Raw genomic sequence first — 14798 nt, 5'->3', positions numbered from 1 at the left:
AAACAACCCAGCACGATTTCTTTTCCAAGAAATCAACCAATTACGAAAAAGCCACTGAAATCGTCCACCTGAGGGACGATGATTTTGTTGTGGATACTTCCATCGCCGTATAAAAAGTATAGAGTAAAGGAAAAGGCCGTTTCCAAATGATAGGGAAACGGCCTTTTTAGATTAAAGCCTAATTGAATGTTCAGTTACGTCGCAGCGCTTTATACTGCCGGCAACTCCCAGCCTTTCCGGTACTCCCGCTTCACAAACCGGTTTACTTCGTCAAAGTTGGTTACTTTCATATTATTATTGTCCCAAAGGAGTTTCAGGTTCCTGCCGGGATAACGGTTGTCGATACGCACGTCAGATCCCCGGATAGCCAGATTCGCCATTAGCAATGCTTCCGTGAGCGGACCGCTGATTTCAAACGGTGCACTTACGGGCTTATTTCCATATCCGGCAATGCAGGCTTCCACCCACTGTGCATAGTGGCCCTCTGCACTCCCCGGCACCCGTTCGTATTTCACCGGCAGCCGGTGCTGCTCCGTTAATGAGGTAGGCAACAGCCGGGGGTTCTCGGCATAGCACCCCGCCATCATCTTGCCTTTCGTGCCGATAAAGAGGATACCATTGCCACCGTCGCCAAACACTTCATTTGCGCCCAGCTCTTCCGGCCGTTGGGGCTGTATGCCGCCATCCATCCAATGAATGGTCACATCGCCCTTGGTTTTCGCTGTTTTGGGAAAGGTGAGCACCGCATAGCTCGAGGGCGGACAGCTCTCAGGGAAATAGCCGCGTTTGAATTCATCTACATAAACCGTCCCTACACTTGCCTGTACATCCTTCACGTACTGCAGGCCCAAAATGCTAAATGGTGCCTCCATGATGTGGCAGCCCATATCACCAAGGGCTCCGGTACCATAGTCCCACCAGCCACGCCAATTAAAAGGCACTAATTTATCCACGTAATCTTTATAGGGAGCCGTGCCCAGCCAACGATCCCAATCGAGTTCGGCCGGTACCTCAGCCCGTTTGGCCGGCCACGGAATTCCCTGGGGCCACACGGGCCTGTCAGTCCAGGTATAAATCGTATGGACATCCCCCAGCAAGCCGGCGTCAAACCACTCCCGCATAATGCGAACGCCGTCGCCCGAAGCACCCTGATTACCCATCTGGGTAACCACCTTGTATTTCTTGGCGGCCGCGGTCAGTGCCCGTGCCTCAAAAATATCATGAGTAAGTGGCTTCTGAACATACACATGTTTGCCCAGCTGCATGGCCGGAAGTGCATGGATCGCGTGGTTATGGTCGGGCGTTGAAACAGACACTGCATCAATATGCTTATGCTCCCTGTCCAGCATCTCCCGGAAATCCTTATAGTATTTCGCATTGGGGAACCGCTTTACGGAGCCGGCCGCACGGCGGTCGTCCACATCGCACAGGTAAGCAATCGTTGCCTTTCCGCTGTCATGGAAGTTTCTCAGGTCGGACTCCCCCTTCCCGCCAACACCGATACCGGCAATAACCAGTTTATCGCTGGGCGGTACATACCCCACTCCACCCAGTACATAACGGGGCACGATCATAAATCCGGCGGCAGCGGCAGTCCCCGTTTTAATAAAGTCTCTCCGGGATTTTCCGGATTGATTCCTGTTTTTATCCATGTCAACTCTTTTGATGGCCCCGCACCACCGCGATGGCGTCACAGGGTTTCCAATTTACATAAATTGTTTTAGCACAATAACCTAATGAATAGGAATAGTTTATAACCTTCGCTAATATAGTAAATTAATTGAATGGATTGACAACGCTATTTAACGAATGGCTGGCCAGTTTTAAAAAACTCAAGCACTTCATGCAAATCGACAAACAGCCGGTCGACTGACAGGTCGCTTCGGATCTCTTCGTGGCTCTGCACGCCGAAACAGGTCAACCCCGCCGCCGCAGCCGCCGTCGCCCCGGTTACCGAATCTTCCAGCACCAGGCAATCCGATTTGTCGATGCCAAGGCGTTTCACGCAAAGTTCGTAAGGTTCGGGCGATGGTTTCGGATAGGTGACATCGGAACGGGTAACCAGCGTTTCAAAGTAATTGATCAGTCCATGCTTCGTCAGGTTAAATTCCGTAACGGGTCGGAGGCTGGACGTAACTACGGCCATTGTAATGCCCCGCTCATGCAGGTAAGTGATCAGCTCTGTCACACCCGGCATCAACGAAACGTCCTCTTCCGTATATTGCTGGGCAATCCGGGTCTTCTTCCGTTCAAAAAATGTTTCGGCGTCCTCGTTAAATCCAAACTGCTCCTGCAATACGACAAAAGCCTGGCGCTCGGTTTTCCCGGCAAAGGAGGTAAGCCAGGTGTGGCTATCCAGCACGATGCTGTATTCCTCCAGTACCGCCTTCCAGCCCTTGTAATAAAACCATTCGGAATCAATGATGGTACCGTCCAGATCAAATAAGACTGCTTTCAATTCGATATCTCCTTAACTATTAACAATGGTGGCTATACAGTGTCCTGCCTCCTGTTCCGTGCACCGCGCTACGGACGAGGCAATATTACCATTAATCGTATTATTTTAATATTATTTCTCATCTTTTTCATCTACATGGCCCGTTTTATACGGCCATGGAAATCCGCATGCCCACGCTTTCCGCACAGGTCAACGCGCTATGGACAGGCGCGTATAAACGTAGCGTGTAGCTGGATTGCCCCAAAACGCTGTTCTTCCATAGCGGCGGACGGCGGGTCCGCCTGCCAACGTTTACATAAACTTGTACATAAAGGCAAGTTTATCTAAGTTTGTCAGGAACTATCGCGTTGCCCATGAAGATCATTGCCATCGGCAGAAATTATACCGAACACGCCCATGAACTCCACAATCCGGTTCCTGAAAAGCCGGTGATTTTTTTAAAGCCCGATACAGCGTTGTTAAAAAACCGCGATTTTTATTACCCTGATTTCTCGCAAAACATCCACCACGAGATCGAAATCGTGCTGGGCATCTGCAAAGAGGGCAAACACATCAGCCGTAAATTTGCACATACATATTACGATGCCATTGGTTTAGGAATCGATTTCACCGCCCGCGACATCCAGCAGCAGCATAAGGAACAATCGCTGCCTTGGGAACTGGCCAAAGCATTTGACGGGTCGGCGCCCGTGAGCACGCTGTTGCCTAAGGATACATTCGATGATCCGTATGCCATTGATTTCAGCCTGACTAAAAATGGAGAAGTAGTACAGCGAGGTAATACGAAGGACCTTATTTTCTCGTTTGAGGATATCCTGGTTTTTGTCTCGCAATATATTACACTGCGAAAGGGCGACCTGATTTTTACCGGCACGCCGGCCGGCGTGGGATCCGTTGCGGTGGGCGACTACCTGGAAGGCTTTATCGGTGAGCAACGGATGCTTCATCTTCACGTGAAATAACAGTTATGCGGTTTATCCAACTTTTTGCGTTATTAATTGTTGCGGTGGGCCTGGCTCATGCCCAGGGACCTGTCAGTCAGAGCCGGGCGTATCCCCGGGATTATTTCCGGCAGCCGCTGGACCTTCCCCCGCAGGCATCGGGTACATTTGCTGAGCTGCGGAGCAACCACTTCCATGGCGGATCAGACTATCGTACGCAGCAGCGGATCGGACACCCCCTCCATGCCATTGGCGACGGATACATCTCGCGCGCGCGGGTACAGCTTGGCGGCGGCGGAAATGCGCTATACATTACCCACCCGAATGGCTATACAAGCGTATACATGCACATGCATGTGTTCAATGAGCGCATTGCGGCGGCAGTCCGCGAGCAGCAATACCGCGAACAGCGCTTTGACGTGGACGTCCGGCTTGAACCGGATATCATTCCGGTAAAAAAAGGCGATGTCATCGGCCAAACCGGTAATTCAGGCAGTTCCCAGGGGCCACACCTGCATCTCGAAATACGGGATACGGAATCGGAAGAGCCCATCAACCCCCAGTTATTCGGGCTTGAATTTCCGGACAATATCCCCCCGGCGATTCAGGGCATTACGGTTTATGACCTGGGCGATGAAGCCTTCAGCGAACATACGCCGCGCCGGCACCTACAGGTAAGCGCGGGCAACAGCGGACAGTATGCGCTGACGCAAAATTCGGTGATTCCCATCAACGGACGGACGGGAATCGGTATCGTCACGTCCGATAAGCATAACGGCTCCCCGTTTTCCAACGGGGTATATTCCATTGAACTGTTACTCGACGGCAAACCCATCTATCACGCCGTATTCGAGCGCTTTGGCTTCACCGATTCCCGCGCGCTCAACTCCCATATCGATTATCCTTACTACATACTGAAAAGGACCCGCATACAAAAGAGCTTTGTCGACCCCAACAACCCACTTGAGATTTATAAGCAGCTCGTCAACGACGGTGTCCTGGCCCTAACGGATAACGACGTGCACCAATTGATGTACCGTGTACGCGATGTCCGGGGGAATACCAGCACCGTGGGCTTCAGCGTACAGCATAATGCCGCTTATCAGCCCGAACGGAAACGCACACCGGGGACGGTCATATTCAACTATGATAAGGAAAACCGCTACGCGTCCGACCACCTCCAGATCACGGTCCCGGAAAACAGCCTGTACGACCAGCTGCATTTCAGCTATGCACAGGGCACGAAACCAGCCAAAGGCTACTCCCTGATGCAGCATGTGCATAACCGGATGATACCGGTCCACCGCGGTTACCAGCTCGCCATCAAACCCGACGAAACATTGCCTGTGCACCTCTACGGCAAGGCGCTTATTGTAGATAGCCGCGGCAATTCACAGGGTGGACGTTATGAAGACGGCTGGGTACGTACCACCGCATACAGTTTCGGAAGTTTCTACGTCGGGGTAGATACCGTTGCGCCGACGATCCGCCCGCAGAACATCAGCGAAGGGAAAAACATGGCGGCACTTTCACGTATGAATCTCCTGATCGGCGATGACCTGTCGGGCATCCAGCAGTTCAATGGATACCTTGACGACCAATGGGTACTGATGGAATACGATCCGAAGGCCCGGGTACTGTGGCATGTGTTTGAGCCCGGTCTTTCCAAAGGCAAACACCATTTCCGTTTGGAAGTAGTCGACTGGAAGGATAATAAACAGGTATACGAAGTAAATTTCCTGCGGTAGTACCCGCAATAAATCAGAATATGTTATGGCAGCATTAAAAATAGGCGACAAAGCCCCCGGATTCACGGCAAAAAACCAGCATGGCGATACCCTGTCCCTCAGCGATTTCAAGGGCAGGCGGGTCATCCTTTATTTTTACCCGAAAGACAATACCCCCGGGTGCACAACCGAGGCCTGCAATTTCCGCGACAATTACGAGTCGTTGCAGGCGGAGGGATTTGAAGTAATCGGCATCAGCACCGACAGCGAGCAATCGCACCAAAAGTTTATCCGCAAATACAACCTCCCCTTTAACCTGATAGCTGATGAGGAACAAAAAATCGTGCGCGATTACGGCGTCTGGGTAGAGAAAAATATGTTTGGCATCAAATACATGGGGACAGCCCGCACGACATTCCTGATCGACGAACAGGGCATCATTACGCACATCATTAAGAAAGTAAAAAACGCCGACGCCTCACAGCAGGTGAGGGACCTCCTTGGCTAAACGGTCCGGCACAATGAAACGCGCGCTCCTAATCGGCATTGGAATCATCATCCTGGCGGTTGCCGTCGGCTGGGGGTACCTCACCTACCGCCAGTGGACCTCCTATCGCACTCCGATACCGAAGGAAGCCGGCTCGGTAATCCAAATTAGTGTAGACCGGCTGGTATGGCAGCTCATCCGCGACAACGGATGGAAAACACCGTCCCTTTCCGGCCGGGCAGACACAGCGCTTTCGCTCACTCCGGGGCGCATGGGCATCGAAACACCGGCTAACCTCTTTGTCTATACCCTGCCGGAATTCCCAGCCGACCATTATTTCGGCGTTGTCCAGGTCAATGACTCCGTGGCGCTGTTCCGGGCGCTCCAGCCGGGGACGGACAAGCCCGGCATCCGGCAAAACGGGATTACCTTTTTCCGTATGGGGCGCTTCACCTTGGGGTATCATGCAGGACGTGCCGCATTTGCCTTTTCAGCCAAAGGAAATAAGGCCGATACGGTGCAATTATCGGCCCGGCTGCATCAGCTGTTATCCGGGGAAAATATGATACCCGTTAGTCAAAGTGATTTTTACCCGTTACGCCAACAGCGTACACATGTTGCGTGGCTCGGCAAATGGGGCCGGCTGGGACTGGATTTTGAAAAGGGGCTCATCCGGCTTTCGGGGAAGCTGTCCGTTACTCCGCCGGCGGACCGTTCGTTAGTCCGGCCGGATTTTTCAGCCGGCAATGCCCTCAGTCTTTGGTTAAATACGGGACTCGACCAGGTGCTGGAGGGCCAAACGTATCGCATTGAAACACATACCCTTCACGGCGACAGTTTATTGGGTTATTACCGGGGTGGACTGGCACTGGAATGGCGGGGCAGCACCACACAACGAGATACAACTATTACATACGGTTATAACGATGATTTTGAACTGGAAGAGCAGGTGACAGTAGTCGAAAATACCATACCGGAACTGGTGGCGGCCGTGAATACCGACCATGTCGGACTGCATGGCTACTTGATCCGGCAGGGAATCATTACTCCGGGGGCCCCACAGCTCAACCGCTCCGTTTTCCCGCTTTATGAGGTAAACATCCGTCCGCTGGGCGATACTGCCCTTCATCTGTATACCGGCAGTACCCCTTTGGATTCGCCACCGCCGGGCCACGCGTCCGATGTGTTTTACCTGCGGATGAATTTCCGGCAGCTGACCGATCAGCAGGCGGTGGCCATACCCGCCGTATACACGGCGGCCTTGAACGAGCTCGAAGTTTTCGGAAGATTAACCGATACCGCCGCAGGACGCACCGGTGAGCTGCTGATTTCGGGCATGCTCCGCATGGTGGCGGATCAGGGCCCGTCGGCGAACAGCCTTACGCAACTTATCGGGGCTATGCAGGCTATGCCCTGATCAACTCCCCTCCATGACATAGCCAAGCATGTATTCCTGGAATTTTTCATAATATACTTTAAACCGTGCCTGCCGATTGGGCGCATCCAGGTCGAGAAATAGCACCCCCTGGTCCTGGAATTCAAACGGCTGGATGGTCATGTTATCTTTAAACGATACGCCCTTGTTGCCCTGCAGCTTGTATACCGCCTCCTTGGCGCACCAGCAGGCATAAAGCTGCTCAATCCGCTGTTGGCCGGCTATGCCCTCCAATTCCGCTGGTTTCATGAACTTGTCGGCAATCCGGAGGATTTTCGTCTTTACCAGTTCCAGGTCGATCCCCACCTCCCCGTTGTCACTCATCATTACCGCAGCGTAGTCAAAGGAATGTGTAAGCGAAATCCGCTGAGGGAAATTGGCCAGGTAAGGCTTCCCATTCGCATCCGAAGGGCAGCTGATGTAACCGGGGGTATTCAGCATTTCGCGCAACAGCACACGCGTTGCCAGCCAGTGCAGCGTACGCTTGCCCTTGTTCAGCCTATTCAGGGTCTCCCGCTCCTGCTCATCGAGCTGCAGTCGGCCAATCAGGTCTTCAGCCGTTTCTTCGATCCGCCAGATCGCAAAGCGGACCCCGTTCTCTAATTCGCGCAAATATGCTAGTGCCATGAATTCCAAACTTAGCTAAATTCGCCTTTATATGCAATATAATCGCGTGGCGGGTATACCGCTGCGATCAGCCGGCTGTCGCCATAGCCGGCACAACCCTATCGCCGCCGATGATGTCGGCAATAAATAAAGAAAGATCACATAAAATACAACACATTAACGTATTTTTGGCCACGGAGTAATCCCCGTATGAGTCGGTTAACGCCCTAAATGTAAATTTCAAGCATGATCCTATCTGACAAACGCATCTTAGAAGAAATTGATCGCGGCACTATTATCATCGAACCGTTCCGGCGGGAGTGCCTGGGCACGAACTCCTATGACGTGCACCTGGGCAAATACCTTGCAACCTACAAAGACCGTGTGCTTGACGCCAAGTCGCATAATGAAATTATACATTTCGAGATACCGAAATCCGGCTATGTATTGGAACCGAATACCCTTTACCTGGGTGTAACGCTCGAATACACCGAAACACACCGCCACGTCCCTTTCCTCGAAGGAAAATCCAGTACAGGGCGCCTCGGTATCGATATCCATGCAACAGCAGGGAAAGGCGATGTAGGCTTCTGCAACACCTGGACGCTGGAAATCTCCGTGGCCCAGCCGGTGCGCGTATACGCTGGCATGCCGATCGGACAGCTGATCTATTTCGTCGTAGAAGGCGATATCGAAACGTTTTATAATAGTAAGGGCAACGCCAAATACAACAATAAAACGACACGGCCTGTCGAGAGCATGATGTGGAAGAACAGCTTTTAAGCCTTCCCGCCAAACTCCATCAGATACGCTTTCAGGAATTCATCAATCTCACCGTCCAGTACTGCCTGGGTATTCGAAGTTTCCACATTGGTGCGCAGGTCCTTTACCAGCTTATACGGGTGGAGCACATAGTTCCGGATCTGCGAACCCCATTCAATCTTCTTCTTGCTACCTTCAATGGCCGCAGTTGCTTCCTGGCGCTTGCGCATTTCGATCTCGTAGAGCTGAGACTTGAGCAGCCGCATGGCGTTTTCTTTATTCTGAAGCTGGGAGCGCGACTCTTGGTTCTTAATAATGATGCCAGTGGGTTTGTGGTGTAATCGCACCGCGGTCTCTACTTTGTTGACATTCTGCCCGCCGGCACCACCCGAACGGAACGTATCCCACTCGACATCGGCATCTTTCACTTCAATTTCGATGTTGTCGTCAACCAATGGATATACATACACCGAAGCAAACGAGGTGTGCCGCTTGGCATTGGAATCAAAGGGTGAAATCCGGACCAGACGGTGCACCCCGTTTTCACCTTTCAGGTAACCGTACGCAAAATTACCCGAAAACTGCAACGTCACGGTTTTGATCCCCGCTACATCCCCTTCCTGGTAATCCTGCTCGGTTACTTTATAACCATTGCCCTCGCCCCACATGATGTACATCCGCATCAGCATGCCCGCCCAATCGCAGCTTTCCGTACCACCTGCGCCAGCCGTGATCTGTAAAATCGCATCCAGCTGGTCTTCCTCAGCACTCAGCATATTCTTGAATTCCAGCGCATCCACCTGACGGACCGCCAGGTCAAACTGTTCCCGGAGGTCGCCTTCCGAGGCATCACCGGCCTGGTAAAATTCATGCATCACCACAGTGTCTTCCACGGCAGCGGCTACTTCATCGAAATGCTCGGTCCATACTTTTTTGCTTTTGATGGAATGAAGTACCCTTTCCGCGGATTTGGAGTCGTCCCAGAAATTGGGTTGTAAGGTGATGGCCTGTTCTTTTTCTATTTCTTGTTTACGGGCATCAATGTCAAAGATGCCTCCTCAGGGAAGTTATCCGATCCCTCAAGTCCTGTATCTGTTCCTTCGTCATGGGTGCAAAGTTACGTTTTTCATCAGAATAATTGTTTTTAACGGCGATGAAGCCTGTATGAATAATCCATTAGTTGTGAATAGCAATTCATGCAGGTTTCATCAGTATAATTTACCGTTTAACGGTGCTGAAGCCTGTATAAATTATTCATAGCCTTTCGTTTAAAGCAATTTACACAGGTTTCGTGTGTTTATTTGGGTTGCCCGGATAGAAACCTTAAATTCGCATCAAACTGTTTTCCTATGTTACCACGCATTGACTTCACGGCCACGCAGGCATACCAGCTCCTCGGCAATCATCATGCCGATATTAGTCGCAGGCACCTCAGGGACCTGTTCAGGGGCAATCCCCGGCGATTTGAGCAATTTTCGATCACGTTCGGTGATATCCTGTTCGACTACTCCAAGAACCGGATAGACGAGCAAACGCGGGCATTGTTGCTGCAACTTGCACGGGAAACCGGACTGCCTGAAGCAATCGAGGCGATGTTTACCGGCCAGGCCATCAATGAAACCGAAAACCGGGCGGTGCTTCACACGGCACTGCGTAATCCGCGCAGCGCATCACTCAACGTTAACGGGCAGGATGTCGTGGCTGATGTCCATGCGGTATTATCCCGGATGCAGGCATTCTCCGAGGCGGTCATCGGTGGCAGCTGGAAGGGACACACCGGAAAAGTCATTACCGACGTGGTGAATATCGGCATCGGCGGTTCCGATCTGGGTCCGGTGATGGTAACCGAAGCCCTGAAAGCCTATAAAAACCGGCTCAACCTCCATTTCGTTTCTAATGTGGACGGCACGCACATTGCCGAAACGCTAAAAAAAGTCAATGCGGAAACTACGCTTTTTCTGATTGCCTCTAAAACATTCACTACCCAGGAAACCATGGCCAATGCCGAAACAGCCAAGCAATGGCTGTTACACAGTGGTGCCCCTAAATCAGCTGTGGCACAGCACTTCGTCGCAATTTCGACCAACAGTGACGCGGTGGCTGCATTTGGCATTGACACCCAGAACATGTTTGAATTCTGGGATTGGGTAGGCGGTCGGTATTCCCTTTGGAGTGCCATCGGGCTGTCCATTGTACTGGGCATCGGTTTTGATAACTTCCAACAGCTACTGGCTGGCGCACATGCAGCCGATACGCATTTCCGGCATACGGCGTTCGAAGAAAACATCCCCGTAATCATGGGGCTGCTGGGAATCTGGTATAATAATTTCTTTGGGGCAGAAACACAGGCTATTTTACCCTATGACCAGTATATGCACCGGTTTGCGGCCTACTTCCAACAGGGTGATATGGAGAGTAACGGGAAGACGGTCGACCGCAATGGCCGCCGGGTCACCTATCAAACGGGGCCTGTTATCTGGGGTGAGCCGGGCACCAATGGCCAGCATGCGTTTTATCAGCTGATCCACCAGGGCACCAAGCTGATCCCCTGTGATTTCATTGCCCCGGCCCAAAGCCACAATCCAATCGGCGAACATCACATGCTGCTGCTATCCAATTTCTTCGCACAGACAGAGGCACTGATGAATGGGAAAACGGAGAACGAAGTAGTCGATGAATTACATGCGGCCGGTCAGTCGGATACGGCTATTAAAGCGCTCAAGCATTATAAAACCTTTGAGGGAAACCGGCCGAGCAATTCATTTCTCATCAGGAAAATAACACCCTATACCTTAGGCTCCCTGATCGCATTTTATGAACACAAAATTTTTGTACAGGGCGTGATCTGGAATATTTTCAGTTTCGATCAGTGGGGTGTGGAATTAGGGAAACAGCTGGCAGGAAAAATCCTGCCCGAACTGCAGACCTCCGGCAGTGTGACATCACATGACGCATCCACCAACGGCCTCATTAACCGGTACAAAGACTGGCGGTAACCGATTTGGCGGCGCGGAAGTAACCGCGTTCTTAACCGCTACCGGCTATTGTTTGCCCAAGCCAACATAATCGGCCATCACAGCCAGGCTTTCATCCAGTATGAAGTCTACCTCATCCGTGTTGCCGCTGGCGGCGGCAGTCGGCTCCAATGGAGCCCCCGACCGTATGGCGTGGATGGTTGCCTCACGCTCTTTGCTTTTCGCGCGGCTCTCTTCCCGCTCTTTCTTCAGTTTGTCTTCCTGGAGCGTTACACTTGTTTCTGACTCACGTTTGTGCATCAGGTCAATATCTTCCAGTAAGAACTTGTACGAAGGGGAAGCTTTCATGCGCGACTGGTGCCGCGACTCAAGTGTCGTGATCAACGGGCTCAGGTCCGCGACCGGACTAAAATCGGTCGGGTTGATCTGGTCCCAGGGAAGCGCCGATGGTTCGGAACTCTCCCCGTATTTATCTGCGGTATAAATGGACGGGAACACCACATCCGGCGTTACCCCTTTATGCTGCGTGCTGCTTCCCGTAATGCGGTAAAACTTGGCGAGTGTAATATTAATCTGTCCGAATTGCGGCGCACCTGCCGGAAAGTCAGCCCCCTCATCGGCCTTGGCCTTAAGCAGCAGCCGGTCGGTCGGACTGATCACACGGCTCATATCAATGGCCGACTGTACCGTCCCCTTGCCATACGATTGTGATCCCAGGATAATCCCGCGGCCATAGTCCTGTATCGCTCCGGCAAAAATTTCCGAGGCCGAAGCACTGAACCGGTTAATGATCACACCCAGCGGACCGTCCCAGGCTACGCCGTCTTCGCTGTCGCTGTTTACCTCCACCCGGTTACGCGTATCCCGCACCTGTACCACAGGACCATTGTCGATAAACAATCCGGTCAACTCAATGGACTCCTGCAGGGATCCGCCTCCATTAAACCGCAAATCCATCAACACGGCGTCTACTTTCTCCTGCTTCAGCGTGTCGAGCAGCAGCCGGACATCCCGTGTCGTGCTTTTATAGTTGGGGTCATTCGCCCGATAAGCCTCAAAATCGATGTAAAATTTCGGCAGGCTGATGATGCCTACGCGGTAAGTCTTTCCGTCGTCACCCACAACCTCCTTGATCTCCCGCTTGGCGGATTCTTCTTCGATCACAATTTTCTCACGCGTCAGCGAAACAATCCGCGGTTCGGCGGTCAGCTCTTCCCCCGCCGGGATCACCTTAAGCCGTACCACGGTGCCTTTCGGCCCTTTGATTTTCGAAACGGCATTATCCAGCTTCCAGCCGATGATGTTTTCAAATTCGCCGTCCTCGCCCTGGGCCACGCCGATAATGCGATCGTCAATCTGTAAGGCTTTCTCCCGGTAAACCGGTCCGCCCACAATCACTTCTGCCACCTTTACCACTTCATTTTCCATGGTCAGGCGGGCGCCGATGCCTTCAAATGTATTGGCCATCTCCTCGTTAAACCGTTGCGCAAAATACGGATTGAAATAACTGGTGTGCGGGTCAATGGCATCGGTCAGCGCGGCCATGATCACCTGGAATGCCTCGTTGGTGTCGGTTTGCTTCGCTACGGAGATCAAATATTTATACCGGTCACGCAGCGTTTCCTTATTCGAGGTTTCTGATGAATCCGTTACCGTGCCACTCAGCCGCAGGTTCAGCAGGTCATATTTCACCCGCTTGCGCCATTGCTCATCGGCTTCCGCTTCACTGGTAAACCAGCTTTCCTTTTCCCGATTGTACACATATGCTTCATCCTTCGAAAAATCATGGGGCACATCAACCTGGGTCAATGCATATTCAAGCCGGTTAATATAGCGCTCCATATATACGTTGAATATATGGTATGCGGCACTGAGGTCGCCATCCCTGAAATCTTTGGCCAATGCATTCCGATATTGTTCAAAATCGTCAATATCCGATTGCATCAGGTAATTCTTACCCCCGTCAATGGCTTCAATCAGATTCGTGAAAACAATCGAAGAAATAGAGTCGTCCAAAGGCACCTTCTTATAGCTTACCGATTCGAACAGACCCACCACATCTTTAGCAATCACCGCATGCTGTGCCGTTGGTTTTAATGCGCCTTCTTCTCCATCCAAATTCACACGCGGTTTGGAACCACAAGCCACAACAGCTACTACAAACAGCGCAAAAAAAACTTTCTTCAACATTTTCATCTAATTAATTTGTCTTTATCGGTGATTCAGCTTGCGTGCGCGCTACCCATTCGTGTTTGTTTTGAGCGGTAGCTCACGCAGGTTTCATTCAAATAAATTATTTCCCTAAGGCAGTGAAGCGTCATTGTGATCCGCGGTGCCCCACCCCGCCTTGTTCTATTTAAATAAGTCGATAAATTTAATCAAAAAAACGATCACTGGCGCTACCCACGTGCATAAATTACCCTAACCTACCTGCGGACCGGGGTCAAACGGTGAGGCAGCAGGCCGGGATGCTTTCCGCCGTCGGGGCCCGGGCGGTCAATTGATTACCGGCAGGTCAGACGCCCCCAGAAACAATGCATGTTTCAACGCATCGTACCGCCGGAGCGCAACGGCGGCTTCGTCGTAATTGCCCGCCTCATGATAGAGGTCGCCAAGTGCGTCCTGTATAGCCAGTTGCATGCCCAGCATATTGTCTTTCTGCGCCAGGCCGTTGGCCACTTTATACTCCTCAATAGCAACACGTGGGTTTCCCGATTGTTTCTTCACCTCAGCCAGACTGAAAATGATCTCGGGCAATTGTGCTGCGAGGCCCTCTTTATCGGCAATGGTTTTGGCCTGCAGCAAAAACCATTGTGCTTCCGGATATTTCTGCTGCAGAAAGTAAATAGTAGCCAATGTATTGTAAGCGGCTATGCGGCCCTCATCGTTCCGGGTGCGCCGGAAAAGCGGCACCACTTTGCGGATGATGTCACGTTCTGCCTCGGCTGCGGTACCTTGTTTGGCTTTAACAACCGCTAATTCCATCATGGCATAGCCCTGCTGGTCAGCGTTCCGGGTTTCGACCGCCCGCTCATACAGCGCATCGCGGAGCTTGTGCGCTTCCGTCAGCTGCCCCAGGTATTCATACGTAACCGCCAGGTTATGCCCGATGGCATCCCGGTCGGCCATCCGGTTTGCCCGCTGCTTGGTGTCCATTGCCTTCTCAAAAAACTCAATGGCGTATGCATCGGCGCCGATGGCCAGGTATTCCATTGCCAGCCGGTTCTGGAGGTCGCCTACCAGGTTAATGCTGCCCAGCTTTTCAAAACGTTCAATCTCCATTAGTAATTTGCCTTCCACGCTGGCCGCCTGGGTTTCGGCAAAAGGCAGGTACTTCGCAAGCACCGCGTTGTCGCCGGTCATTTTCAGCCGGTGGTAATAATGCATCCGGTCGACATACGCTTCAA

Annotated in this window: 12 protein-coding genes; 6 read left to right on the top strand and 6 right to left on the bottom strand. The window is 52.0% G+C overall.

Annotated elements, in window-relative coordinates; all coding sequences use genetic code 11:
• Window positions 1-209: 209 nt before the first annotated feature.
• Both ABWO75_RS11055 and ABWO75_RS11050 read right to left on the bottom strand, forming a co-directional pair.
• A complete protein-coding gene (locus ABWO75_RS11055; protein WP_353185502.1) occupies window positions 210-1652 on the bottom strand; it encodes a Gfo/Idh/MocA family protein in 1443 nt (480 codons plus the stop codon).
• A 146-nt stretch (window positions 1653-1798) separates the two neighbouring features.
• Complete coding sequence (locus ABWO75_RS11050; protein ID WP_353185500.1) at window positions 1799-2458, bottom strand: HAD family hydrolase; 660 nt, start codon at window positions 2456-2458, stop codon at window positions 1799-1801.
• A gap of 353 nt (window positions 2459-2811) precedes the next feature.
• Between ABWO75_RS11050 and ABWO75_RS11045 the strand changes: the two genes are divergently transcribed.
• From ABWO75_RS11045 to ABWO75_RS11030, 4 genes are read left to right on the top strand one after another with little or no spacing between them, the layout of a single operon-like run.
• Complete coding sequence (locus ABWO75_RS11045) at window positions 2812-3420, top strand: fumarylacetoacetate hydrolase family protein (RefSeq protein WP_353185498.1); 609 nt, start codon at window positions 2812-2814, stop codon at window positions 3418-3420.
• A gap of 5 nt (window positions 3421-3425) precedes the next feature.
• Window positions 3426-5147, top strand: coding sequence for a M23 family metallopeptidase (locus ABWO75_RS11040; RefSeq protein ID WP_353185496.1), 1722 nt, complete (start codon window positions 3426-3428; stop codon window positions 5145-5147).
• A 25-nt stretch (window positions 5148-5172) separates the two neighbouring features.
• Window positions 5173-5634, top strand: coding sequence for a thioredoxin-dependent thiol peroxidase (bcp, locus tag ABWO75_RS11035; protein ID WP_353185494.1), 462 nt, complete (start codon window positions 5173-5175; stop codon window positions 5632-5634).
• Window positions 5635-5647: 13 nt separating this feature from the next.
• Window positions 5648-7030, top strand: coding sequence for a hypothetical protein (locus ABWO75_RS11030; RefSeq protein ID WP_353185492.1), 1383 nt, complete (start codon window positions 5648-5650; stop codon window positions 7028-7030).
• Here the strand turns inward: ABWO75_RS11030 and ABWO75_RS11025 are convergent, their stop codons facing one another.
• The gene (locus tag ABWO75_RS11025) at window positions 7031-7675 is read right to left on the bottom strand and encodes a 4'-phosphopantetheinyl transferase family protein (protein WP_353185490.1); all 645 of its coding nucleotides are present in this window, start codon (window positions 7673-7675) and stop codon (window positions 7031-7033) included. It lies immediately after the preceding gene.
• A 225-nt stretch (window positions 7676-7900) separates the two neighbouring features.
• Between ABWO75_RS11025 and dcd the strand changes: the two genes are divergently transcribed.
• Complete coding sequence (gene dcd, locus ABWO75_RS11020) at window positions 7901-8437, top strand: dCTP deaminase (RefSeq protein ID WP_353185488.1); 537 nt, start codon at window positions 7901-7903, stop codon at window positions 8435-8437.
• On the opposite strand, the gene prfB is transcribed toward dcd, so the two are convergent.
• A protein-coding gene (gene prfB, locus ABWO75_RS11015) for a peptide chain release factor 2 (RefSeq protein WP_353185486.1) occupies window positions 8434-9523 on the bottom strand; the annotation gives its coding sequence in 2 pieces (ribosomal slippage) (window positions 8434-9462 and window positions 9464-9523; 1089 coding nt in all). The genes dcd and prfB overlap by 4 nt on opposite strands.
• A 242-nt stretch (window positions 9524-9765) precedes the next feature.
• Between prfB and pgi the strand changes: the two genes are divergently transcribed.
• Window positions 9766-11412, top strand: coding sequence for a glucose-6-phosphate isomerase (pgi, locus tag ABWO75_RS11010; RefSeq protein WP_353185484.1), 1647 nt, complete (start codon window positions 9766-9768; stop codon window positions 11410-11412).
• A gap of 45 nt (window positions 11413-11457) precedes the next feature.
• Here the strand turns inward: pgi and ABWO75_RS11005 are convergent, their stop codons facing one another.
• Together ABWO75_RS11005 and ABWO75_RS11000 are read right to left on the bottom strand one after the other, a co-directional pair.
• Window positions 11458-13581 carry a carboxy terminal-processing peptidase gene (locus tag ABWO75_RS11005; protein ID WP_353185482.1) on the bottom strand — a complete coding sequence of 708 codons (2124 nt, stop codon included), beginning with the start codon at window positions 13579-13581 and terminating at the stop codon, window positions 11458-11460.
• 306 nt (window positions 13582-13887) lie between these two features.
• Window positions 13888-14798 (bottom strand): tetratricopeptide repeat protein (locus tag ABWO75_RS11000; RefSeq protein WP_353185480.1); only part of this gene is annotated, 911 nt, incomplete at its 5' end.

This window comes from Parapedobacter lycopersici (assembly GCF_040395035.1).
Classification (GTDB): domain Bacteria; phylum Bacteroidota; class Bacteroidia; order Sphingobacteriales; family Sphingobacteriaceae; genus Parapedobacter; species Parapedobacter lycopersici_A.
This window is presented reverse-complemented; position numbering and strand designations above follow the sequence as displayed.

Coding starts and splice junctions, on each gene's coding strand:
- ABWO75_RS11005 (WP_353185482.1), bottom strand. CDS start 13,581: ATGTTGAAGAAAGTTTTTTTTGCGCTGTTTGTAGTAGCTGTTGTGGCT.
- bcp (WP_353185494.1), top strand. CDS start 5,173: ATGGCAGCATTAAAAATAGGCGACAAAGCCCCCGGATTCACGGCAAAA.
- ABWO75_RS11055 (WP_353185502.1), bottom strand. CDS start 1,652: ATGGATAAAAACAGGAATCAATCCGGAAAATCCCGGAGAGACTTTATT.
- ABWO75_RS11040 (WP_353185496.1), top strand. CDS start 3,426: ATGCGGTTTATCCAACTTTTTGCGTTATTAATTGTTGCGGTGGGCCTG.
- dcd (WP_353185488.1), top strand. CDS start 7,901: ATGATCCTATCTGACAAACGCATCTTAGAAGAAATTGATCGCGGCACT.
- ABWO75_RS11025 (WP_353185490.1), bottom strand. CDS start 7,675: ATGGCACTAGCATATTTGCGCGAATTAGAGAACGGGGTCCGCTTTGCG.
- ABWO75_RS11030 (WP_353185492.1), top strand. CDS start 5,648: ATGAAACGCGCGCTCCTAATCGGCATTGGAATCATCATCCTGGCGGTT.
- ABWO75_RS11045 (WP_353185498.1), top strand. CDS start 2,812: ATGAAGATCATTGCCATCGGCAGAAATTATACCGAACACGCCCATGAA.
- pgi (WP_353185484.1), top strand. CDS start 9,766: ATGTTACCACGCATTGACTTCACGGCCACGCAGGCATACCAGCTCCTC.